This window comes from Candidatus Thermoplasmatota archaeon (assembly GCA_022848865.1).
Taxonomy (GTDB): domain Archaea; phylum Thermoplasmatota; class Thermoplasmata; order RBG-16-68-12; family JAGMCJ01; genus JAGMCJ01.
In genome coordinates this window covers 1-23,675 of sequence record JAJISE010000001.1, presented here as the reverse complement: position 1 = coordinate 23,675, position 23,675 = coordinate 1, and the positions used below count along the sequence as shown (strand labels likewise).

The 23,675-nt window shown below is 59.1% G+C and carries 21 protein-coding genes, 1 tRNA gene and 1 pseudogene; 14 read left to right on the top strand and 9 right to left on the bottom strand.

Going from position 1 to position 23,675, the window contains the following annotated elements:
- Position 1 precedes the first annotated feature (1 nt).
- Positions 2-86: transfer RNA gene (locus LN415_00115), tRNA-Ser, on the top strand.
- Positions 87-578: 492 nt separating this feature from the next.
- Here the strand turns inward: LN415_00115 and LN415_00110 are convergent.
- Entirely contained in the window at positions 579-1,565 is a 987-nt protein-coding gene (locus LN415_00110) for a bifunctional phosphoglucose/phosphomannose isomerase (protein MCJ2555504.1), read from the bottom strand.
- Between the two features lie 103 nt (positions 1,566-1,668).
- Between LN415_00110 and ribB the strand changes: the two genes are divergently transcribed.
- The 5 genes from ribB to LN415_00085 all read left to right on the top strand — a co-directional run bounded on the left by ribB (position 1,669) and on the right by LN415_00085 (position 4,151).
- A complete protein-coding gene (gene ribB, locus LN415_00105) occupies positions 1,669-2,373 on the top strand; it encodes a 3,4-dihydroxy-2-butanone-4-phosphate synthase (GenBank protein ID MCJ2555503.1) in 705 nt (234 codons plus the stop codon).
- Entirely contained in the window at positions 2,361-2,816 is a 456-nt protein-coding gene (locus tag LN415_00100) for an FAD synthase (GenBank protein ID MCJ2555502.1), read from the top strand. Before ribB ends, LN415_00100 begins: the two co-directional genes overlap by 13 nt.
- A complete protein-coding gene (gene ribC, locus LN415_00095; protein MCJ2555501.1) occupies positions 2,813-3,280 on the top strand; it encodes a riboflavin synthase in 468 nt (155 codons plus the stop codon). The genes LN415_00100 and ribC overlap by 4 nt, the downstream gene beginning before the upstream one ends.
- 1 nt (position 3,281) lies before the next feature.
- A complete protein-coding gene (gene ribH, locus LN415_00090) occupies positions 3,282-3,689 on the top strand; it encodes a 6,7-dimethyl-8-ribityllumazine synthase (GenBank protein MCJ2555500.1) in 408 nt (135 codons plus the stop codon).
- A gap of 102 nt (positions 3,690-3,791) precedes the next feature.
- Positions 3,792-4,151, top strand: a complete 360-nt coding sequence (locus LN415_00085; GenBank protein ID MCJ2555499.1) for a roadblock/LC7 domain-containing protein — start codon at positions 3,792-3,794, stop codon at positions 4,149-4,151.
- On the opposite strand, the gene LN415_00080 is transcribed toward LN415_00085, so the two are convergent.
- Together LN415_00080 and metG are read right to left on the bottom strand one after the other, a co-directional pair.
- A complete protein-coding gene (locus tag LN415_00080; GenBank protein ID MCJ2555498.1) occupies positions 4,148-4,816 on the bottom strand; it encodes a CehA/McbA family metallohydrolase in 669 nt (222 codons plus the stop codon). The genes LN415_00085 and LN415_00080 overlap by 4 nt on opposite strands.
- A gap of 5 nt (positions 4,817-4,821) precedes the next feature.
- Positions 4,822-6,951: a methionine--tRNA ligase gene (gene metG / locus LN415_00075; protein ID MCJ2555497.1), complete on the bottom strand. Its 2,130-nt coding sequence runs from the start codon at positions 6,949-6,951 to the stop codon at positions 4,822-4,824.
- Positions 6,952-7,046: 95 nt separating this feature from the next.
- Between metG and LN415_00070 the strand changes: the two genes are divergently transcribed.
- The 3 genes and pseudogenes from LN415_00070 to LN415_00060 all read left to right on the top strand — a co-directional run bounded on the left by LN415_00070 (position 7,047) and on the right by LN415_00060 (position 9,350).
- Positions 7,047-8,522, top strand: a complete 1,476-nt coding sequence (locus LN415_00070) for a hypothetical protein (GenBank protein MCJ2555496.1) — start codon at positions 7,047-7,049, stop codon at positions 8,520-8,522.
- Between the two features lie 68 nt (positions 8,523-8,590).
- Entirely contained in the window at positions 8,591-8,983 is a 393-nt protein-coding gene (locus LN415_00065) for a hypothetical protein (protein MCJ2555495.1), read from the top strand.
- Between the two features lie 160 nt (positions 8,984-9,143).
- A pseudogene (locus LN415_00060) lies at positions 9,144-9,350 on the top strand (TRAM domain-containing protein).
- A 559-nt stretch (positions 9,351-9,909) separates the two neighbouring features.
- Here LN415_00060 and carB read toward each other — a convergent pair.
- Together carB and carA are read right to left on the bottom strand one after the other, a co-directional pair.
- Positions 9,910-13,095, bottom strand: coding sequence for a carbamoyl-phosphate synthase large subunit (gene carB / locus LN415_00055; GenBank protein ID MCJ2555494.1), 3,186 nt, complete (start codon positions 13,093-13,095; stop codon positions 9,910-9,912).
- Positions 13,088-14,167, bottom strand: a complete 1,080-nt coding sequence (gene carA, locus LN415_00050; GenBank protein ID MCJ2555493.1) for a glutamine-hydrolyzing carbamoyl-phosphate synthase small subunit — start codon at positions 14,165-14,167, stop codon at positions 13,088-13,090. Before carA ends, carB begins: the two co-directional genes overlap by 8 nt.
- A 124-nt stretch (positions 14,168-14,291) precedes the next feature.
- Here carA and LN415_00045 point away from each other — a divergent pair, with 124 nt between their 5' ends.
- Entirely contained in the window at positions 14,292-15,800 is a 1,509-nt protein-coding gene (locus tag LN415_00045) for a mechanosensitive ion channel family protein (protein ID MCJ2555492.1), read from the top strand.
- Here LN415_00045 and LN415_00040 read toward each other — a convergent pair whose 3' ends face one another.
- From LN415_00040 to LN415_00030, 3 genes are all read right to left on the bottom strand, one after another.
- Positions 15,801-16,718: a hypothetical protein gene (locus tag LN415_00040; GenBank protein MCJ2555491.1), complete on the bottom strand. Its 918-nt coding sequence runs from the start codon at positions 16,716-16,718 to the stop codon at positions 15,801-15,803.
- A 65-nt stretch (positions 16,719-16,783) separates the two neighbouring features.
- Positions 16,784-17,398, bottom strand: a complete 615-nt coding sequence (locus LN415_00035; protein MCJ2555490.1) for a DUF3786 domain-containing protein — start codon at positions 17,396-17,398, stop codon at positions 16,784-16,786.
- Positions 17,398-18,768 carry an NAD(P)/FAD-dependent oxidoreductase gene (locus LN415_00030; protein ID MCJ2555489.1) on the bottom strand — a complete coding sequence of 457 codons (1,371 nt, stop codon included), beginning with the start codon at positions 18,766-18,768 and terminating at the stop codon, positions 17,398-17,400. The genes LN415_00035 and LN415_00030 overlap by 1 nt, the downstream gene beginning before the upstream one ends.
- A gap of 112 nt (positions 18,769-18,880) precedes the next feature.
- Here LN415_00030 and LN415_00025 point away from each other — a divergent pair, with 112 nt between their 5' ends.
- From LN415_00025 to LN415_00015, 3 genes are read left to right on the top strand one after another with little or no spacing between them, the layout of a single operon-like run.
- Positions 18,881-20,050 (top strand): hydrogenase iron-sulfur subunit, encoded by a 1,170-nt coding sequence (locus tag LN415_00025; protein ID MCJ2555488.1) that lies wholly within the window; start codon positions 18,881-18,883, stop codon positions 20,048-20,050.
- Positions 20,047-20,733 (top strand): methylenetetrahydrofolate reductase C-terminal domain-containing protein, encoded by a 687-nt coding sequence (locus tag LN415_00020; GenBank protein MCJ2555487.1) that lies wholly within the window; start codon positions 20,047-20,049, stop codon positions 20,731-20,733. Before LN415_00025 ends, LN415_00020 begins: the two co-directional genes overlap by 4 nt.
- Entirely contained in the window at positions 20,734-21,654 is a 921-nt protein-coding gene (locus tag LN415_00015; protein ID MCJ2555486.1) for a methylenetetrahydrofolate reductase, read from the top strand.
- On the opposite strand, the gene LN415_00010 is transcribed toward LN415_00015, so the two are convergent.
- Complete coding sequence (locus tag LN415_00010; GenBank protein MCJ2555485.1) at positions 21,651-22,427, bottom strand: dihydropteroate synthase; 777 nt, start codon at positions 22,425-22,427, stop codon at positions 21,651-21,653. The two genes, LN415_00015 and LN415_00010, sit on opposite strands and share 4 nt — an antisense overlap.
- A 331-nt stretch (positions 22,428-22,758) precedes the next feature.
- Between LN415_00010 and LN415_00005 the strand changes: the two genes are divergently transcribed.
- Positions 22,759-23,675 (top strand): Ig-like domain-containing protein (locus LN415_00005; protein ID MCJ2555484.1); only part of this gene is annotated, 917 nt, incomplete at its 3' end.

Below are 23,675 nucleotides of genomic sequence, written 5' to 3'. Positions count from 1 at the left end.
TGCCGAGGTGGCCCAGTCTGGTAAGGCGCGAGCCTGGAGAGCTCGTGGTGCTTTGCGCCTCGGGAGTTCGAATCTCCCCCTCGGCGCTCTTTTCCTCGGATTGGCGGGCCCGCCCATGATCCTCGTGGGGTTCGGGGCGAGAGTATGACGGGAGCTCAAGGCCTACGCGCTCGAAGGCGATCTGCCGAAGGCTCCTATGCGGAGTTGAAACGGAGTGGGTGTGGAGGAGAAGCGGAGGAGAAGCGGAGGGTCCCTAGTGAGACATAGGAGAGAGAACGGAGGACGAGCGGAGGCATACCTTTAAGTAGGGCAATTCTGCGCGATACCCGGAGACACGGAGAAGAGCAAGGATCCGACAAGGAGCAGCAAGGGAGGAGCAAGGTTCCCACAAGGATCTGACAAGCGTTCGGCAAGGATTCCACAAGGATCTGACAAGGATCTCACAAGCAGAACCCTAGTAAGTCCCTAGTAGGTCCCTAGGATGTCACAGGAAACCTAGGGCGGAGCTTAGGATTTGCCTATGATATGTCACGACCCGGCCCATGCACACTGCAACACATCCGTATCGTAGAGGGCCCTCAGCGCATCTTGATCCGCTGTATCGCCTCGACCGGCGTGGGATCGATCCCGCGCAGGAGCGCGCAGTAGTAGCTGACGAAGTCCCCGATCATGAGCTCCTGGAACATCCGCGAGAGCAGATTCTCCCCCTCGGCCTCGACCACAATGACCATAGTCTTGCCCTTGAGCTCTTCAATGGTCACGTCCATTCGCCCGCTCGTTTCCTCGTCCCTCAGCATGATCGCGCAGAAGCGGTCAACGCCATCCTCCAGATCCCACCCGACGACCTCGTTGTGATTTATCTCCGGGAAGCAGCCGGACCACGCGTGCTTTTTCGAGTTCTCATTGAGCTGGGTCTTCCACCTGCGTGCGATAGGAAGGAACCTCTCATCCGCGTAGACCAGAGGGTAGAGGGAGACGATCTGCTCCGCAACGCTATGAGCCACATTCTCCTCCGACTCGGGAACGAGCTTCTCCCTGAGGGTCCTGAGGGAACGAATGACGACCTCCATTTCGGATCTGAGGGTCTGCTCATCCGCAACCGCCTTCGCCAGCGCTGTGAATAGGTACCCTATCGCACCTCTTGGCGGCAGGCTACCAGGGACGTGAGCCACGGGCAGACCTTTCGACCTGCAGACATCCTCCATCTTCCCGCCCGATGTTATGCAGAGAATCCTGCATCCTCTGCTGATGCCTTCGTCCAGGCAGGCAAGTGTCTCCCTCGTGTTGCCGGAAAAACTGATGCAGATGAGCACATCTTCCTCGCCAACCCATTTCGGCAGGGTGGCGCCCCTTACGACGTGGAGGAACCTTCCCGAAGGCTCCAGCCAAGTGCGGAGGATGTCGGCGGCGATCGCGGAGCCGCCCACGCCAGCCACGATGACGTTCCCGGGTGCGCTGAACTCCACTTCGATGTCCAGCCCCTTCTCGATCTGGTCAGGGAGCGAGTAGATGACCTGGAGCATGTCAGATCGGTCAATCTTCTCGATGTCTGCGTCGACGCTCATCCCGTTCTGTATCGCCACCCAATAGATAATGCTTGACGATTTCCTACCATGAGATTGGTAGCTACAACAAAGCTAATATGGACGGAGGGAATTAGAGCCTAGTATGACGCATCCAGAAGTCGAGAAGGCGATCGAGGACCTGCAGTGCGGGAAGGTGGTTCTCGTGTTCGATGCCGAGGGGCGGGAAGAAGAGACCGACCTCACGATCGCGTCACAGTTCGTCACACCCGACATCATAAGGACGATGAGGAAGGACGGCGGCGGGCTGATATGCGTCACGGTCCCCCCGGAAACGAAGAAGAGACTGGGTCTGCCCTTTCTCGCGGACCTGCTGTGGAACGAGGGGAGCGATGTTCCAGTTCTGAGGAGTCTTGTACCGAACGACATCCCATACGATGAGAAGTCAGCGTTCGGGATCACGATAAATCACCGGAAGACGTACACTGGGATCACGGATTCGGACAGGGCGCTGACCATATCGAAGTTCGCGAATTTCGCCAAGCGTGTCGAGTCGCTCGACGGGGAGACGGCAATCAACGAATTCGGGCGGGAATTCCGCTCGCCGGGCCACGTGAGCCTCCTGAACGTCGCCAACCCAGTACTCCGGTCCCGAAGGGGCCACACGGAGCTGTGCACCGCTCTGGTAGCGATGGCGGGATTGACCCCGAGCGCCACGATATGCGAGATGATGGACGACGGGGGAAGGGCGCGCAGCAAGGAAGATGCAAGACGATACGCGAACGAAAGGGATTTGGTCTTCCTCGAAGGACATCAGGTAGTGGAGGCGTGGAAGGAATGGTCAGAGTAATGGCATCAGGCGTTTTCGATCTGCTTCACACAGGTCATCTGCATTATCTCGAGGAAGCCAAGAAGCTCGGGGACGAGCTCATCGTCGTCGTGGCAAGGGACTCGACCGTGAGGAAGGAGAAGCACGAGCCCATAACAACTGAGGACGTGAGGTGTGAGCTCGTCAACGCATTGAAGCCGGTCGACGAGGCCGTCCTGGGAAAGGAAGGCGACATGTTCGATGTCGTCGAGGGAATCAAGCCCGACATCATCGCGCTAGGATATGACCAGAAGCACGACGAGGAGGCGATAAGGGCGGAGCTCGAGAAGAGGGGGCTCGGCGTCGAGGTCGTGCGCCTGTCCAAGCTCGGTACGGACCTGGACGGAACTCGGAAGATAATCCAGAAGGTCGTCGCCTGGTACAAGGTCAAGGCGAAGCTGGATGCAATCGAGGGTCGAATGTGAAGCGGATTGGCATAGCGGACACGACGTTCGCACGATTCGACATGGCCGCGAGCGCGGTCGACGAGCTCAAGCAGCTCGGCGCCGGGTATAAGATCATCCGCTACACGGTCCCGGGGATCAAGGACCTCCCCGTTGCCACCAAGATGCTGTTCGAGGAACAGAGCTGCGACATAGTAATGGCCCTGGGGATGCCCGGGGCACAGCCCATCGACAAGCAGTGTGCCCATGAGGCCTCGCTGGGTCTCATTCAGACGCAGCTTCTTACGAATCACCACATCATAGAGGTCTTCGTCCACGAGGACGAGGGCAAGAACGAGAAGGAATTGGCATGGCTCGCCGATAGAAGGACACGTGAGCATGCCGAGAACGTCTTCAACCTACTCTTCAAGCCCGAGAAGCTCAGGCGGAAGGCCGGCAAGGGCGCGAGGCAGGGGTTCGAGGACGCAGGACCTTTGGAGGTATGAAATGAACCTAGGAATAATCGTGAGCGAGTTCAACTTCGACATCACCATGGACATGTTGGAGAGAGCCAAGGACCACGCGGCCTTTCTTGGGGCCACGGTCAAGAAGGTTGTGAAGGTGCCCGGTGTCTATGACACACCCATAGCCCTGAAGAAGCTCCTCTCCAGGAAGGACATCGATGGCGCTGTCGTGTTGGGCGCGGTAATCGAGGGGGAGACGGAGCACGACGAGATCGTGATGGGTCAGGCGAGCAGGAAGATAACCGACCTCTCCGTTGAGTTCGACAAGCCAGTGGGCCTTGGGATCACAGGTCCGGGAATGGGAAGACTGCAGGCCGAGGCCAGGATAGAGAGGGCGAAGACGGCCGTGGAGAGCGCCGTCAAGCTGCACAGCCGCCTTAAGGAAATCTAGGCGGGGACGAAAAGCTTTATCTACATTCTGCCCTTCTCATTTCTGAGCCTTCAGGAGGAAGCCAGCGGCGAGACTCGTGAAGATTCAAGGGTTGAGGATTCGATGGTAGACGTCGAGGCGATCGAGAAGATTTTGGACGAAGTGAAAAGTCTCGAGGGGATCTCGAGCCTGATTCTGGTCTCACGCACGGGGGTGCACATCGCGGGGGATCTTCCCGAGGGTGCGCACGTGGAGACGTTCGTCGCCATGTTCGCCATCCTTCTCGGTGCCGCTGAGACGGCGACTTCCGAGCTGAACGAGGGTCTCAGGAACATCGGGATCTGCTTGGAGAGCACGCAGGTCCTGGTCGTCAGCGACGGGCCGAAGGCGCTGTATGTCGTGATCGCCTCCAGGGACATCGACGAGAGCAAGATAATCGACGAGCTGAACAAGAGGACCGAGGAGCTTCAGCAGCACCTCTAGATTTTCTTCATGCCCCTTTTCATCCACTTTGTGACGGATGAGTAGACGTAGTCCAGTGTCTCCCGCATTTGCCTGTTCTCCCCCTCAGCGGTCGTCCTGCGCTTCACAATCTCCTCGATCACGTCGTCCTCGCTTGCAGGGTTGCCCTTCAACAGCGTGTACGCCTTTCCGATCTCACTGAGGGCGTGGGAGTCCGTACCGCCCGTTTGGCCCAGGTGGAGCCTGTCCGCGAGCCTCCTGGACCTCTTGTTGTTCCTCTCAGTGCAGCGGGCGTTCTGGACCTCGACCGCCGCGAAGCTCTCCGCGGTGACGGATTTCCCGCCAATCCCGGACCAGAATCTATGCGGGTGCGGTGCGACCGAGATCCCGCCAAGGTCTCTGATCTTCTCCGCCGTCTCCTCGATGGTCAGATGTGTGGGTATCAGCTCATCCACGCCGTAGGCGACGATGTGACCCGCCTCGGTCGACACCTCAATGCCCCTGACAACCAGGAAGTCGTCGAACCCCTTGCACATCTCATAGGCCCTCAGGGACCCGCGGATCTCGTTGTGGTCCAGGATGGCGATCCCATCCAGCCTCATCTTCCTTGCGTAGGTCACGATGTCCTTGGGCTTCTCCCTGCCGTCCGATGAGAACGCAGAGTGTATGTGTAGGTCCATCTTCATCTGGATCACTTGACCTGAGATCCTGCCGGAACGTCCCTGTGCAGCGTGACGGGGCTCCCTTCTGCCTTGAGCGGGACGGTTCTCCCCTCGTCGAGGACAACTGCGGTCTTCTTCCCGCCTTCTCCCTCGGCCACGACGATCTTGAGCTTCTTGAAGTCCTCGAACGAGATCACCGGAAGACCCTTGCTCCCCAGAACTTGGGTTCCCGGGGCAGACCCCTCCGCGAGAAGAACGGACACGATCTCCTTGTCCTCCGCGGCCATGAGCATCGCGTTGGATTCCACGCCCCTGAGCTTGGCGGGTTGAAGGTTGCAGAGCATGACCAGGTCCTTTCCCATGAGCTCTTCGCTCGTGTAGTAGCCCTTCAGGCCCGCAACGATCTGTCTCTTCTCGTCACCCAGGTCAATGGACATCACGTACAGCTTCTCCGCGTCAGGATGGTCCTCGATCGAGATGACCTTTCCGACCCTGATGTCGAGCAGGTTCTCCACAGAGGCCTCCCCTTCCGGAAGCTCGATCTTCTTGAAGAGCGGCGAGGGTTTCCCTATCTTCTGGCCCGCCTCTACGTCGCTCACCGCCTCCTCCCAGCTCTGGCTGTTCAGGTCCGATTCGTACCCGAGCATCTTCCACAGTCGGGCTGACGAGAACGGAAGGAACGGAGCCGAGAGCACGCACAGGGCCTTCACTATCCGCAAGGCGACGTGCAGTGACGTCCCGCAAGCTTCCTTGTCCACCTTCACGAGGGTCCACGGGCCGACCGCGTCGAAGTACTGGTTCCCGAATCGCGCAAGGGACATGATCTTCTTCATCGAGTCCTTCAACTTGACCCGCTCGAGGTTGTCGTCCACCTCCTTCCACGTCCCCTCGATTCTCTCCAATGCCTCGTCGTCCTTCGTTGTCGTCTTGACGACCGGGGGGACCTCTCCGAAGTGCTTGTTGACGAACGTCAGCACCCTGTGCGCGAAGTTCCCGTAGGTCGCCAGCAGCTCGGTGTTGTTCCTCGTGACGAATTCTTTCCACGTGAAGTCCGAATCCCTGTTCTCCGGCATGTTGACCGTAAGATAGTACCTCACCGCGTCCGCGGGGAAGCTCTCCAGAACCTTGTCGATCTCAAGCGTCACGCCCCTGGACTTCGAGAACTGTGCGCCCTCGAACCTCATGAACTCGTTCGCGGGGATATCATAGGGCAGGTTCAGGCCCCCGCGGGCCATCAGGACGGCCGGCCAGAAGATGGCGTGGAAAGGTATGTTGTCCTTCCCCAGGAAGTAGTAATGCCTGGCTTCGGGATTCTGCCAGTATTCCTTCCACGCGTCGGGGTCCCCCTGCCTCCTCGCCCACTCCACGGCCATGGAGAAGTATCCCATGAAGGCCTCGAACCAGACGTACACCATCTTGTCCTCGTGGCCCTTGATCGGGATAGGTATCCCCCACTTGATGTCCCGCGAGACCGGTCTGTCCACGAGCCCGTTCTCCAGCCAGTTCCTCGTGAAATTCAGAACGTTGGGCCTCCAATGGTTCTTGTCCTTGATGTACTCCTTGAGCTGGTCCTCGAAGGCCGTGAGCCTGAAGAAGAGATGGCCGCGCGTCCTCATCTCCGGAGCGCCTTTGCAGAACACGCAGTACCGATCAACGAGGTCCTCGGGGTCGAGTATCTTTCCGCACTCATCGCACTGGTCCCCCCTGGCGCCCACATGCCCGCAGTGCGGGCAGGTCCCCTCCACGTACCTGTCCGGGAGGTACCGGCTGCAGTTCTCGCAGAAGGGCAGCGTCATATCGCTCTCGTAGATGTGCCCCTTCTCCCAGAGGTCCAGCATGAAGTCCTTGACCACCTCCAAGTGCGTCGGATGCTCCGTGTTCAGGAAGAGATCGAAGCTTAGCCCGAACCTCTCTAGGCTCCTCATGTTGATCTCATGAAAGCGATCCGCTATCACCTTGGGCTCCACTCCCTCCTCTTCCGCGCGGACGGTGGTGGGCGTTCCGTGCATGTCAGAACCGGAGACCATCAGGACGTCGTTTCCCTTCATCCTGTGATATCTAGCGAATATGTCGGGCGGGAGATAGCACCCCGCCATTCCTCCGACGTGAATGACGCCGTTGGCATATGGCCAAGCGACGCCGATGAATATCCTTGCCACATCTCGCCGATAATGGTCATAGGATTTAAAACTGAGGTCAGGCCCATAGGAAAGGATAATATCTGGAAAGGCTATCGGGCGAAGGGGTCGATGACATGGACATTGAGAAGATAAGGGCCGACTTGGAAGCCTTCAACGAGAAGGAAGATGAAGAGTACTACATGAACTGGTCAGGGCAGAAGGACGACATGGATATCTCATCGATATTCAAGGAGTACGAGCACCTCTTCACGATGGACACTGTCAAGTTCCTGAAGTCCGAGGCCCAGGAAGCGAGCGGGGAGGACGAGAGAAGGTTGAAGCAACTGTACGCGGCGTCTTCCGGCGGCCTCCTGCAGAACGCCGTGAAGGAACTCACGGACAAGAAGGAGCAGATCGAGGCCTCCAAGGTGATCAAGGTCGGAGACGAGGAGATGCCCTACCGCTTCTCCGTGGTCAAGATGCTCAACTCCGACGACCGGAACTACCGCCAGGCGATCTTCGATTCCAGAAACCAGGTCCTCGATGAGCTGAACCCGGTCCTCAAGGGGAGGGTGGAGGAGTTCCATAATCTCGCGGTCAGCATGGGTCATCCCACATACATGGACTTCATAAGGGACATCAGGAACCTGGACCTCGAGTCCTTGATGGACAGCCTGGATGTCCTCATATCACAGACCTCGAACCTCTACAAGGAGAAGATGGAGGAGCTTCTCTCGCCGATAGGAGTGCCTCTTGCCGAGGCCGAGAAGCACGACATCGCTTACCTATTCAGAGCGAAGGAGTTCGACCCGTACTTCAAGAAGGAGGAGGCCGTCCCGGCGCTCAAGCGGACGCTCCTCGGCATCGGAATAGACCTGGACCAGCAGCCCAACATCCATTTGGATACGGAGGAGAGGGAGAAGAAGTCCCCCAGGGCGTTCTGCGCTCCGATAAAGATCCCGCAGAAGATCATGCTCGTGATCATGCCCCAGGGAGGCGTTCAGGACTTCCACTCGCTCTTCCACGAGGCGGGACACGCGGAGCATCATGGCTTCGTCGAAGAGGACTGCTTCGTGGAGTACAAGTGGCTGGGCGACAAGTCCGTCTCCGAGACCTACGCGTTCCTGTTGGAGTACCTCAACATCGACAGGAACTGGCTGAAGAAGAACATCCAGATGGACGATTACTCGTCCTATCTCCAGTTCGGATACCTCACGAAGCTGTTCTTCTTGAGGCGGTACGGAGCGAAGCTGAAGTACGAGATGCAGATCCACAGCAAGGGGCTGCCCGGCATGGACGATGTCTACGCCAAGACCCTCGAGGAGACCCTCATCTACAGGCACCCGCCGAATCACTACCTGGCAGACATGGACGACGGCTTCTACACCGCTCAGTATCTCAGGGCATGGATCTTCGAGGCTCAGCTGCGCTCTGTCCTGCGGGAGAAGTACGGCGACGAATGGTTCCTCGACTCTCGCTCCGGGGATTACATCAAGGACCTCTGGGCCTATGGCCAGAAGTACGACGTTGTCGAGCTGGCCCAGATGATCGGCTTCTCTGGCCTGGACATCAACCCGCTCATGGACGAGATCGAAGAGAACCTTGGCTGAATGGCGCATTCGATAGTCGTGTAGAAAAGATTATTAGAGAGCACAAAATAACTCTAAACAGGTATATCATGGCTTCAGAGACCGGCAAATGCCCCACGTGCAGCGCGTCCCTCCCTCTCGACTCCGAAGAGTGTCCGGAGTGCGGTGAGACATTCACCGGAGAAGTGAAGGTGCTGGAAGAGGAAGAGGTCGCGTACGAAGAGGGGAGAAGGGAGCGCATCCTTTTCTGGCTCGGCCTGGTGCTCATAGGCGCTGGCGGGTTCTTCTCGCTCGGCTCGTTCGCTCACGATTGGTTCAGCATCCCTATCATAGGCCAGGCCTTTGACGAGTTCGGATGGGTCAACAGGATCTTTTCGACAGTGGGCCTGATCGTCCTCATAATCGGAATAGTCTTCCTCATTCTCTCCCTGAGGCTCACCAAGGTCGTCAGTGAGGAGGACTACGAAGTGGGTGCTCCATAGCCCATGCTGGGGCATCTGGGGAGGCTTTTTCGTCCCTCTGGTCCCTGGAAACAAGCCAAAAAGACGGGCGTGGTGACCCATTCTTCGTTTTCTGGCATAAGAAGAAGTGTTATATAGAACGCACAAGATTCGAATCCAAGAATTGGGGTTGAATACGTTGATTGGAGAATTTGGTTTCAGGCCTCCGCAATCCCCTGTGGAGGAAGGCAAGGAATACGAATGTGAGATAGAGGATCTAGGACGTGAAGGCGACGGCATGACCAGAATAAACAACTTCGTGGTCTTCGTTCCGAATACTACTGTGGGTCAGAAGGTCAAGATCAAGATAGTGAGGGTGATGCGGCGCGTTGCATTTGGTGAGGTCGTCTCCGAAGGTGGAGAGGCAGAGCCGCCCGCCGAGGAAGAACCCGCGGAAGAAGCTCCAGCAGAGGAACCGGCAGAGGAACCTACGGAAGAGCCTGCTGAGGAACCCGCAGAGGAAGAACCCGCCGAGGAAGCTCCAGCAGAGGAACCCGCAGAGGAACCTACGGAAGAGCCTGCTGAGGAAAAACCCGCCGAGGAGCCCGCCGAGGAGACCCCACCCAAGAAGTAGAATCCCGGGGTTCCACACTCCTCCTTTTCTATGCGATCGCATAGTCCGAGCGTACGCTCCCGTTTGCATCGTCCGTGAGAAGCTCTGAACATTGTTCTAACGAAATGGCAAGCAAACGATTGCATTGGCGAATCCGACACGAAAGAGTTCTCGATTTTTCTCAATGCCCTTTGAGACGTAGTGAAATGCAGCATTTCTGGTGTACGATTTCTCGCGGGAAAGGTTTATGTAGAGTGTTGGAGTATTACTCGTTGCTTAGCTAAGCATCCCTCCACAACAGGGCCGTTCAGTCTCTCTCTGGACGGCCACTTTTTTTCTGTCAGAATCCTATTTGTTAATGGTGAAATTCCTGCAGTGAGATCACACCAACCCGCTCGCGCGATACCGACTCCACGGCATCGACAATTATCCCGGCCCCCTCGATCCGCGTCGTGAAAGGGATGTTGAGATCCACCGCGAGCCTTCTCATCATGTACCCGTCCCGCCTCGCACCGGACTCCTTCGAGGGCGTGTTGATCACGAGGTCGACCTTGCCGTCCCTCATCAGGCCTATCGCCGTCGGGCTCTTGCTCTCTCTGATCCGATACACAGTCTCCGCCTCCACGCCGGACGCTCTCAGGACGGACGAGGTCCCGCGGGTCGCGAATATCTTCCATCCCAGCCCGCTCAGCTTCCTGGCGATGGGGACGATCTTGGGCTTGTCCTCGTCCCTGACCGTGATGTACACGCTCCCATTGGCGGGCAGGTCGTTCCCCGCCGCGACTATCGCCTTGTAGAACGCCAGTCCGGGAGACCTGTCCATGCCCATCACTTCCCCCGTGGACCTCATCTCCGGACCGAGTATCGAATCGATGCCTATCAGCTTCTGGAACGGGAAGACGGGGGCCTTCACCGCCACCCCCGTTGTCTGGGCAACGCCCACGTGACCGAGCTCCCTCAGGCTCCTGCCCACCATGACCCTCGTGGCTATCTTCGAGAGCGGGACACCGATCGCCTTGGAGACGTACGGGACGGACCTGCTCGCCCGCAGGTTGGCCTCCAGGACGTAGACGATACCGCTCCTCACCGCGAGCTGGAGGTTGATGAGGCCGATGACCTTGAGCGCCTTGCATATCTTCCTCGTCATCTTGATTATGTCCTCCTGCACGCGCTTCGGCAGCGTGTGCGGGGGAATGACGCACATGGCATCGCCCGAATGGACTCCCGCCTCCTCTATGTGCTCCTGAATGCCGGAGATGAAGACGTCCTTCCCGTCCGAGACGGCATCCACGTCGACCTCGATCGCGTTGTCCAGGAACCTATCCACTATCACCGGGTGGTTCTTCGTTATCTTCACCGCCTCCCGCATGAAGCCCCGCAACTCGTCCTCGTCGTGGACTATCTCCATGCCTCTCCCGCCAAGGACGTAGCTCGGTCTCACGAGGACGGGATAGCCCATCTTCCGCGCGATGTCTTTTACCTCGTCGAAGGAGAACCCCGTGGCGGCGTCCGGCTGCGTTATCCCCACCTTTCTCATGAGGGCACGAAAGAGCTCTCTGTCCTCGCTTATGTTCACGTCCTTCGGTGAGGTGCCCAGGATCTTCGTCTTCAGCCCGCTCTTCTTCAAGTAGCCCTCCAATGGAATGGCAAGGTTCACGGAGGTCTGGCCGCCGAACTGGAGGATGATCCCGTCGGGCTCCTCCTTCTCCACGACATTGACGACGTCCTCGAGCGTGAGCGGCTCGAAGAAGAGCCTGTCCGAGATGTCATAGTCCGTCGAGACGGTCTCCGGGTTGTTGTTCATTATCACCGCCGTGATCCCCTCTTCCCTCAGCGCCATTATCGCCTGCACGCAGCAGGTGTCGAACTCGATCCCCTGCCCTATCCTTATTGGTCCGCTCCCGATCACGAGGACCTTGTCCTTCTTGAGCGAGCTCAGCTCGCACTCGCTGTCGTATGTCGAGTAGAAGTAGGGCGTTGCCGCCTGGAACTCTCCCCCGCACGTGTCGACCATCTTGTACGTGGCAGCGCCCCTTCTCTTGCGCACGTTCCTCTCCGAAATACCTGAGAACCGCGCTATCGCCGCGTCGCTGAACCCGAGCCTCTTCGCCTTGGAGATGGCCTCGGTCGTTCCCTTGCGGAGACGCGATTCCATCCTCACGATGTTCCTGATCTTCTGGACAAAGAAGTCGTCCCACTTCGTGAGCTCCAGGATCCTCTTGACGGGGATGCGCCTCCTCAGAGCCTCCGCGATGGCGAACAGGCGTTTGTCCGTCGGGTTGCCGAGCTCCTCCTCCAGCTCCTCCCTGCTCATGTCGAGCCTTTCGAACCCGTCCAGCCCTATGTCCAGGGAGCGCACGGCCTTGAGGATCGACTCCTCCATGCACCTTCCGATGGCCATCACTTCGCCCGTGGACTTCATCTGCGTTCCTATGTGCGGGTCCGCCGAGCTGAACTTGTCAAAGGGCCAGCGGGGGATCTTCGTGACCACGTAGTCCAGTGTCGGCTCGAAGGCGGCGTACGTCCTCCCCGTGACGGGGTTCTCGATCCTGTCGAGCGTCATCCCGAGGGCGATCTTCGCCGCGACCTTCGCTATAGGATAGCCCGTCGCTTTGGAGGCGAGCGCCGAGGACCGCGAAACTCGCGGGTTCACCTCGATGACCCTGTAGTCGCTCGTTTCCGGGCTAACCGCGAACTGGATGTTGCAGCCGCCCTCGATGTCCAGTCCCCTGATTATCTTGAGCGCCGATGTCCTGAGCATCTGGTGCTCCACGTCCGTGAGCGTTTGTGCGGGCGCCACGACGATGCTCTCTCCCGTGTGGTATCCCATCGGGTCGAAGTTCTCCATGTTGCAGACGATGATGCAGTTGTCGGCGGAGTCCCTCATGACCTCGTACTCGAACTCCTTCCATCCGAAGACGCCCTCCTCCACGAGGACCTGCTTGATCCTTGAGTAGTGCAGACCCAGCGCCACCGTCCGTTGGAGCTCGTCCCCATCCCTCGCGATCCCGCTCCCCGTGCCGCCGAGCGTGTAGGCGGGCCTTATGATCAGAGGGTAGCCCAACCTGTCCGCGACCCGCAGAGCCTCCTCGATGGATTCGCATGCCTGACTGTCCGGGACGGGCTCCTCCAGGGCCTTCATGAGGCCGCGGAAGGCGTCCCTGTCCTCGGATATGCGGATCGCCTCGACGCTCGTCCCAAGGACGCGGACGCCGTGCTTCTTAAGAACCCCCAGCTCGGCCAGCTCCGAGCACATGTTCAGGGCGGTCTGCCCGCCCATCCCCGCCAAGAGCCCGTCCGGCTTCTCCTTCTCGATGATCATCGTCAGGAACTCGGGCGTCAGCGGCTCGATGTAGACGGTGTCCGCCATGTCCGCCTCCGTCTGTATCGTGGCGGGGTTCGAGTTGACAAGTATCGTCTCATACCCCTCTTCCCGCAGGGAGCGGACCGCCTGGGAGCCCGAGTAGTCGAACTCGGCGGCCTGTCCTATGACTATCGGGCCGGAGCCGATGACCAGGATCCTTCTGAGCTTGCTAGGCACGGTGCGCCTCCATCATTTCCATGAACCGGTCGAACAGGCTCAGGCTGTCATGCGGGCCCGGTGACGCTTCAGGATGGTACTGGACCGAGAACACTGGTAGGCTCCTGTGGCGGAGTCCCTCGATGGTCCCGTCGTTGAGGTTCCTCTCCGTCACCTTCAGCTGCTTCGGCACCCCGTCGGTCACCGCGAACCCGTGGTTCTGGGAGGTTATCCTCACCTTCTTCCTCGAATCGATGACGGGGTGGTTGCCGCCCCTGTGCCCGAACTTGAGCTTGAACGTCTCCGCGCCCAGGGAGAGCGCGAGGAGCTGGTGCCCCAGGCAAATCCCCATTATCGGGAGCTCTCCGACGAGGCGCTTGATGGTTTGAGCGGTCCTCTCCATCATGACGGGATGGGCGGGGTCCCCGGGGCCGTTCGAGATCAGAACGCCATCGGGCTCGAGCTCCAGGACACGCTCGGCGGTGGTGGCGTAGGGCACTCTGATCACCTCAGCCTGCGACGCGAGGTTGCTGATTATGCTCCTCTTCGTCCCGCAGTCCATCAGGACGACCCTCTTGCCCCCGGAACCGTAGCGGTGCGCCCGCCTGCAGCTCACTTCCGCGACCAGATTGGACTCCGCGGGGTGCTCCATCTCTCTGACCCGCTCAAGGACGTCCTTCGGTCTCGCGTTCTTGGCGGTGCAGACGGCCGCCTTCAGCGTCCCGTGCTCCCGTATCTTGATAGTCAACATCCTGGTGTCGACGCCGGAAATGCCCGGGATGCCGTGCCTGAGCAGGAACTGGTGCAAGCTCATCCTCGACGTGCGGTGCGAGGGCGTCGTGCAGTTCTCTCTCACGACGAACGCCCTGGGCTGGATCCTGGGCGACTCGAACGTGGAGGCGTCCACGCCGTAGTTCCCTATCAGCGGGTACGTCATCATGAGGATCTGGCCGCGATAGGACGGGTCCGTCAGGGCCTCGCAGTAGCCCGTCATGTTCGTGTTGAAGACGATCTCCCCGTACGCCGTCCCGTTTGCACCAAAAGAGACACCCTCGAGGACCGTTCCGTCTTCGAGTACCAGGAACCCTCTCATTGGATGACCTTTGTGGGATAGCCGTTCTTGCATTTAGGGTTATCGAATCCCTGCGGCATTCGCGTCCGGGACAGGGCAAATAGGTTTTATACGGAAATCACTTGTTCAACTGAGGTGGAGTATCTTGGCCAGGAAGCTTCTGCTGTTGTCCTTGGTAATGCTGATTGCCGTGTCCCTTTGCGCGCAGGTCACCGCTCAAGACCTCGCGGAGGTCCACGAGGTGGATGTCTATGACAAAGACCTCGAAGCGGGGGAGAAGGTGACCTTCAAATGGCTGATCTACAGCAAGGCCAATTCGAGCATCCTTGTGACGGTCGAGGGGACCCCCTTGAGCGGGGAGGATTGGTCCGCATCCCTCAGCCATACGTATTTCATCATAAAGCCGGACGAGTCCGCGAACGTCACGCTTGACGTCGAGTCCACGACGGACGTGGACGCAATGACCGTTCCCTTCAACGTGTGGCTGAACGAGACGCTCGCCGCGGACCCGGTGATAGTGGAATCACATTCGATGAACGCCACGGTCAACTTCCTCGTGGCCCCGATAGTGCCGGAGCCGGAGAACAAGATATTCGGATTCTGGGACAACCCACTTCCAGAGCCCTTCAACGAGCGATGGATGACGTTCATCATCACCATACTCATCTGGGCGGGAATCGCGGGCCTGGTGATAGGGATAATCGACCCATATGTGAAGCGCCTCGCGAAGAAGTCCAAGAACGAGCTGGATGACATCGTCTGGAACATCATTCGATTGCCCCTCTTCGTGATAATCGTTCTCTTGGGCTTCACCAACTCGCTCGTCATCTTGGGCCTACCTCACGAGTACACGGACCCCGTTTCCCTGGTCCAGAGCATCGTCGTTGTGCTCATCCTCACATGGCTCGCGTACAGAATCTTCTCAGGAGTCCTGACGTACTATGGTCAAACGGTGGCCCAGAAGACCCAGACGAATCTGGATGACGTGCTCGTGCCCGTGATCAAGAAGATCGGCGGGATACTGATATTCGTCATAGGCATAGCGACTCTGGTCTCCCTCTTCGGGATAGACATAACCGCGTTCCTGGCGGGTATGGGTGTGCTCGGCATCGCGATAGCCTTCGCGGCGCAGGAGAGCCTGTCCAACTTCTTCAGCGGCATGTTCCTGCTTCTCGACAGGCCCTTCGTGGAGGGCGACCTGATCGAGATTGGCGGTAAGCGGTGCAGGATCGAGAAGATCGGGCTGAGGTCAACGACGCTCTATCACAGGTCCGCTCACAAGACGCTCGTCGTCCCGAACAACCAGCTCGCGCGGGAGACGATAGTCAACATAGTGGAACCCGACCTCGAGTATCGCCTGAGCCTGACGATCGGCGTCGACTACGACTCGGATATCGACAAGGTGAAGGAGACCATGGTCGGTGCCGCCCTGAGCCATGCTCACGTCCTCCAGGGGGGTCGGAAGGCCCCCTACGCCCGGGTCGAGGAGTTCGGCGACTCGGCAGTAGTCATGAAGATGAAGCTCTGGATAGACGACGCCGACAAGCGCAACAGGTACGCCGGCCAGATCCGGGAGCTGATAAGCAAGGCCTTCAGGCGCGAGGGAATCGTGGTCCCGTTCCCGTCTCGGGACGTGTACATGAAGAGGGAGTAGCTACTCCTCTGGCTTGTCGACCGGTTTGAGATCCTCCCAGCTGGGTGGTTCCTCAGACTGCGGGGGAGGCGGCTGACCCCATGCGGGCGGCTGCTGTGGGTATTGCGGTGGCGGCTGCATTGGCTGCACAAAAACAGGCTGTAACCTACCATCCAGTATCCTCTGTCTTGCCGCTCTGTAGGCGACGAAGAAGAGCGCGGTCCCAATCAGACTGAAGATCTCGGCCACATTCGCCCACGGAGCAATGGTATCGACCTCCGCCATGTCTATGACTCCGGACGTAGGGATGCTGGTTATCGTGATGAGTGACGAGATTATGGGCGCGACGACGGCGAGGGCAAAGGCTGCCCAGAGGAGGTTCATCTTCTCTGGCTCGATGATCTCCCGCGCGAAATAGACAAGCGCCAGATTGATTGCGACGGCGCTCGCGATCGTGAAGACCAGACCGATGGCCATGCTCGTCCTGAACTGTGCAGCATCTATGTCGGTCATGCCTCCAGAGGGATCGAAGCCGGTGAGTGCAGCGGCGAAGATCGCGATGAGCCCGATAATCATCAGGACAATGCCCAGGATTATGAGGATGATGCCCGCCGATACCCTTGATGTGTGTCTGGGCCCGAACTCCCGCCTCCCCACGTGCATCTCGTACAGGAGAAGAATCCAGAAGATGACCATCACTAGCGCGAGTATGAGAACAAGGCAACCCATGCCCGCTATGAAGGCGACAGTGGGCAAGCTCATGTCCGTCATGTCCGGTGAAGCCGCCAATGGAACCACGGTGATGAGGGACAGGATCGAGACAATTATCCCGAGCAACATCCCGTAACTTCCGTACTTCAGACCCGCTGGCGTGTGAAGTCTCCTCACCATCGGGGGCGGTCCCATATACTGTGACGGCGGTTGTGTTTGTCCATACAAGATATCCACTCCGAAAGATGAATCGTCCGTCCGCTCATAAATGTTCCCCTCCACGCTCACCTACACTACCGGACAAGCATCCTCGCGACCAGCTCTCCCAAGGCCGCCAGGTCCTCGGTGTGCAGGATCCGCCCTGCCTGGTGGTCAAAGAGCATGTTCGCGGACCCCGGTATCTCCTCATCCCCCCTCCAGATGATGATCGTCAGCGCGACCTTCGGGAAGACGGGGATCTCGTAGGAGACATCGCCGTGGTCAACTCTCCTCCCTCCCAGCTTCTCCGCGCGTGCCTTCAGCTCTTCCGGGGCCTCCGCGAATGCGTCCTTGACGGGCTGTATCGCCCTGCTCACGAAGGCGCCGTGATATGATTCCCCGCCCCAGAATTCCCTGAAGGAAACCAGTTCACCCGTGGGCATCGACTCGTCAACGCCGACGACGTAGTGGAGAACGAGAGTCGCGAAGAAACGGTTGGCGGTCGAACCGTCGACGTTCTTAACCACACGCTCATCGAAGTCCAGGAGATATCGTTCCCCGAGAAACAGTATCTCGAGGACCCCGTCCTTCAGCTCTCCGAGCGAGTGCTTGGCCACGGTCGCTCGGTCCCTCGACTCGAGCTCCTTCCACGCCTCCTCAATGACCTCGTCCAACGAGCTCGGTTTCTTCCTTTCCAGAAGGTCGGGCATCAGCTCAGAGTCTCCTTGACTCCCCTTCCCGCCAGGATTCCTGTGGCAGAAGCGTTAACGATGTCCCCTGAGAGGCCCACGCCGTCGCCTGCCGCGAACAAGTTCCGCACGCTCGTCTGCATCCTCTCGTCGACCTCGACCTCCATCGCGTAGAACTTGATTTCGGGCGCGTAGATCAGCGTGGAGTTCGCCGCGACACCGGGTATGATCTCGTTGAGCTTCTCCAGCGCCTCGATGATATCGGTCACTATGCGACCGGGGAGGGCCATGGAGATGTCTCCCGGTGCGACGTCCTTGAGCGTTCCCACGACGAGGTTGGACTTCAACCGCTCCCGGTTCGACCTCCTTCCCCTTCTCAGGTCCCCCATCCTCTGTATGATGGGCTTCCCGCCGCCGATCGTTGTCGCGAGCTCGGCGATGGACCTGCCGTAGATGGTCGTGTTCTCCACGGGCTCGGTCAGTTCCACCCTTACGAGCAGGGCGAAGTTCGTGTTCTTCGAGTGCTCTGAGACCATGGAGTGCCCGTTCACGCCGATGAAGCTGTCGTACCTTTCCCTGACGACGTATCCTCGTGCGTTCGTGCAGAACGTCCTGGCGAAGTCGTCGTACGTCTTCGTGTGGATATGGAACTTCGGATCCATGTTCACCTTCGTGACGGGGTCCATGACTATCGCGGGGACCTCGATCCTCACGCCGACGTCGATGGGGCCGAAACGCGCAGTCATTACTTCTCTTGCCACGAGGTCCTCCACCCACGGCGCACCCACTCGACCGGGGCACAGGATCACTGCCTTGGCGAGGATCTCCTTGTCACCCGTCCGGACTCCTCGGCACACGCCGTCCTCTATCAGCAGATCGGTGACTCTCGTGTCCAAGAGGAACTCGACGCCTCGGCCTCTCAGGTCCTCGGCGAAGGCCTCTATCACCTTCGGGGCGTTGTCCGAGCCGATGTGCCTCTGCGGGATGTTGATGAACTTGACCCCTGCGGACGCGGCTTTGTGGCTGAGCCTCTCCACGTCGCCCTGGTCCGGCGTGTGGAGCTCCTGCGGTGCTCCGTGCTTCAGGAAGACCCTGTCAACATCCTCAATGAGCTGCCAGGCCTGCTCGGCGGTCTCCACCAACTCCGTCAGGTCCCCGCCGATGTCGGGTCTCAGGTTCAGCCGCCCGCCAGAGAACGTTCCCGCCCCGCCAAGACCGCACATGATGTCGCAGGGTTTGCACTTCTCGCACCCCCAGTCGTACTTGAGCGGGCACTCCCTCTCCTTCACGCCCTTGCCCATGTCGATGACGAGGATTCTCTTGCCGTCCGCTAGCTCGTTGGCCGCGAAGAGGCCTGCAGGGCCAGAACCGACGATGACTACATCCCACATATCTCCACCAGGGTCGATATGGATACTTCCAGGTTGGATAAGTAGATAACGCTAACAAGCTTTATAAATCGAGCCTTCATGATACTGGCGTATGACCGAGGAGGAGTCGGAGATGGATTTTCCAATAGACATTCACGCCGATGACTGCGGGGAGTGCCGGATATGTCCTGCCGCCTGCCCGTACGAGGCGATCGAGATCGACACGGAGAGGAACGTCGCCGTCCTTGACCAGGAGAAGTGCATGATCTGCGGTATCTGCGCGCCCGCCTGTCCCATAAACGCGATCGACACGTACTACTACGACAAGGACGCGCTCAGGGGTTACCTGGAGAGCAAGATGACCGACGGTGCGGACACGCTTGTCATATACTGTCGGGGAAGCGCGCCCTCGGACGAGGAGCTCGTCGAGATGGTCGGGGTGAAGGAGTTCATACCCATGGCGATACCGTGCATAGGCAGGATGCCTCTGGACACGTACATGGACGCCGTCAACATGGGCATCGAGCGCATCTTCGTCATCGCATGCGAGGAGGATTTCTGCCGCTTCATAGAGGGTGCGGAGACGAACACGACCAAGATGCTCACCGCCCAGATGATGCTGGAGGACATCGGCTACCCGGAGGACACGGTCACTCTGCTGAGGAACACGCTCGTGGCCGACGTCGACAGGGACGCCTGCGTCGGCTGCGGCAACTGCTTCGCGCTCTGTCCGTTCGACGCCGTCACGATGGAGAGCCCTGGCATCTCGAACATAGACCCTGAGAAGTGCCGCGGCTGCGGGATATGCGTCCCCTACTGCACCGGGATGGCGATTGAGCTCAAGAAGTCCGAGTACGAGCCCCTGTCGAAGAAGGTCGAGGCGGAGGTCGAGAGGACAGAGCCCAAGCTGGTGGTCTTCGGATGCCAGTGGAGCGAGTTCAGGCTTCTCGACGACATCTACGAGGAGCACCTTCCCGAGGACATCGGGTTCATCGAACTGCCTTGCTCCGGGAGGATAGACCCGCTGCACGTGCTAGAGGCGTTCAAGAACGGAGCCGAGGGCGTCCTCATCGTCACCTGCCCGGAGGACCTCTGCAGGCTCGAGGAGGGGAGCAAGCACGCGCACAGGCGGGCCGAGAGCCTGAAGGCGCTTCTCGAGGAGACGGGGATAGACCCGGAGAGGCTTCAGCTGACGGAGGCCACGCCGCGCATCATAGGCAGCTTCGCCAACGCCCTGGAGCACTTCAAGCAGAACATGAAGGAGCTTGGCACCGCCGAGAAGGTGGAGGAGGGAACAGGATGATAGTCACAGAGGAGAAACCGCTCGAGGAGATCATGAGCTTCCTGGGCGGGCACAAGAAGATACTCATCGCCGGGTGCGACGGCTGCGACCAGCCCCCGCGCGGGCTGAGGGAGGCGAAGAGCCTGGCATTGCTCATCGAGATGGCCTCCGAGCTCAAGGGCGAGAAGGTCGAGACTACATACACGACGGTCATCAAGCAGTGCGACGACAAGATCGCACACTCGACGCTGAGCCCGCTCATGGAGAGTGTGGACGCCGTAGTTTCGCTCTCTTGCGGAATCGGCGTTCAGGTCCTCAGCGACGTGCTCGAGGACGCTCCCGTGTTCCCCGGGCAGAACACGATGTTCATGGGCTCGGAGGAGCGGGAGATGGGAACGGTCTCCGAGAGGTGCGCCGCGTGCGGGGACTGCATTCTCGACCTCACCGCGGGGATATGCCCGATAGCCAGATGCTCCAAGAGCCTGCTCAACGGACCCTGCGGCGGGTCCCAGGACGGGAAGTGCGAGGTGGACAAGGAGCTCGACTGCGCGTGGCAGCTCATATACGACCGCCTGAAGGCCCTCGGCAGGCTGGAGCAGATGGAGGAGATCATGCCCGCCAAGGACTGGTCGACGAGCACGCACGGCGGTACGAGAAGGACGCCGAAGGAGATGATGTTCATGGACCGCCCGAGGAGGGATTAGGTGAAGGCGGAGAGCCACCTCGAGAAGCTGCTCGAGAAGGGCGAGTTCGCGGTCACGGGAGAGTGCGGCCCGCCACAGAGCGCGGACCCCGGCGTCATACGGAAGAAGATCGACCTGCTCAGGGGGTCAGTCGACGCTGCCAACATCACGGACAATCAGACGGCCATCGCCAGACTCTGCAGCATGGCGGCGGGCGTCATCATGCTCGGCGAGGGGCTCGAGCCCATAATGCAGATGACCTGCCGCGACCGGAACAGGCTCGCCATCCAGTCCGACATACTGGGAGCCGCCAGCCTGGGCATAAAGAACCTGCTCTGCCTCACGGGCGACCACCAGACGTTCGGTAATCACCCCGGCTCGAAGAACGTCTTCGACCTCGATTCAATACAGCTCATCCAGCTGGTGAAGGTGATGAGGGACGAGAAGAAGTTCCAGTGCGGGGACGACATGGACGTCGAGCCGCGCATCTTCATCGGGGCGGCCGCCAACCCGTTCGGCGACCCGTTCGAGTTCCGCGTCGCACGGCTGGCGAAGAAGATCGCCGCCGGAGTGGACTTCATCCAGACGCAGGGGATCTACGACATCGAGCGGTTCGAGAAATGGATGGACGGCGTTTGCGAGAGGGGTCTGGACAAGAAGGCGCACATCCTGGGTGGTGTCATTCCGTTCAAGTCGCTCGGAGCCGCGAAGTACATCAAGTTCAGGGTCCCCGGGATGAGCGTGCCCGATGAGATCACCGAGAGGATGAAGAACGCCTCCGACGCGAAGAAAGAGGGCGTGCAGATAGCCATCGAGACGGTGGAGGCGCTCAAGGAGATGAAGGGCGTCCACGGTGTCCACATAATGGCCATCGAGTGGGAGGAGAAGGTTCCCGAGATCGCGGAGGGCGCTGGGCTCCTTCCGAGACCGGGCGTTGCCTAGACCCTCAGGAAGTCGTCCGCGTAGAGCTTCTTGTTGAGGAGGATCTCTCCGGCCTTGGCCGCGTACATGAGGTCCTGATCGCTCGGGTCCATTATGGCAGCGTCGAGTCCATATGCGAGAAGCATGACGAGGTAGGTTCTGTTCAGCAGCGGTCTCTCCTTTGTGTTATTGGACACGTTGCTGAGCCCGACGACCGTCTTGGGCGCCGGGTCCGCGATCGCCTTGAACATCCCAAGGGCATCGAGGACCTTCATCCCCTGGTCCTGCGCCGCGCCCACTGGTAGCACGAGGGGGTCCAGGTAAAGCTTGTCCGTGCTTATCCCGAGCTCCACTGCCTTCGCGACCATCACCATGGCCAGCTCGGCTCTGCTGTTGGCGTCATTGGGGATTCCCTTCTCATCAAGGGTCAGGCAGATAATCTCGGAATCGTACTTCTGCGCGAGCGGGAAGAGCGCGTCCATCTTGGCTGCCTCTGCCGTGGTCGAGTTCATTATGACCCTGTTCTTAGCGGCTGTTATCCCCGCCTCCATTGCCTGCACGTTGGGCGTGTCTATCGAGAGCTGTGCATCCACCGCGTCCTGAACGGTCTCTACCATCCATTTCATTATTCCAGACGGGTCGTCTACCCCCGGTCCGGTGTTTATGTCGAGCACGTCCGCGCCGGCGGCGACCTGCTCTCTTGCCAGGTTCTGAAGGAACTGAGTGTCCCTGCTGTCAATTGCCTTCGATACAGATTTGAAAAGCCCGTTTATCCTTTCGCTTATGACTATCATTTGGGTCCTCCCCTGGGGGTCATATAGCCGCGTCGTTTAAAAATCTAAGGGGTTTGGTCCGCACAGAAAGACTCAATTACGACCGAAGTATTCTAGTTCGCGAGGTGGGACTTTGAAAAGAGATGGGACTTCGAAGAGAGATAGGTTCAGAGCTATGCTAGTTACTGTTTTGGTCCTCGCGCTTGTGGGGATCGTGGGTTATGTCGCAGACGCGAACGAAATTGGGATTTGGGATCAGTATGGCGATGGCTGTACATGTCACCCAACCCTTCCTGCTACGCCCGAAGCGCAGGTCGAGATCACCGGCCTGCCTATACAGTATGTGCCCGATATGGTCTACGTGATAACGGTCACCGTTACCGGAGGTCCGGACCCAGGAATCGGAGGCAACAATGCCGAAGGAGGGTTCAATCTCAACGTTTCAGCGGGAACTCTCGCTCCGATGCCCGGTCCGCCTCGCGTGGAGGTCGCAGGTAGTCAAGCGTGGCATACGGCCCAGGGAAATGACCAGAGGTCGTGGGATATCGAGTGGACGGCGCCACCTGTAGGATTGGGAGACGTGAACTTCACTGTGGCTGCGATTGCAGTGGATGGTGATGGCAGTGCCCTCGGTGACGCCTGGGTCGTTCGCACCTACATAATCCCAGAGACTGGCCCCGTGCCGCCTCCTACTGTCGACCTGACTTATCCAGATGGTGGAGAGGATCTCACAGGGGGGTCGGTTCACGATATTGAATACGAACCCGCAAGCGCGGGATTTCCGAAAGACCAACTGCTGATATGGATAAACTACTCAGTGGACGGAGGAGTGAACATCCTGCCGATTCTAGGTGCACAAGGGATTCCCGGGACATTCGCTAGTCCCAATGTCTATACTTGGACCTTGCCAATGGAGAATACGGCGCAGGCAAGGGTCTTCGTTGAGGTCAAGGATCTCAACGGGGCGATGGGCTCTGACACGAGTGCCGCGGATTTCGAGATCGACTCCGCACCACCGATAATCGTGAGCAATCAACCAGTCGGAACGGATGTCGTTCCTTCTGCAATTATTCGCGTGGGGTTCGATGAAGGCATGAACCGGATAGCCACCGAGGCTTCCTTCTCCCTCAATGATACTACAACATGGACACCCGTGGCCGGGGCCATTAGTTGGGCCATGAACGTAATGGTGTTTACCCCTGGAGCGAGTCTCCAGTTGGGAACCGAGTATAATGCGAATGTAACGTCCAGTGCGATGGATGACTCCGA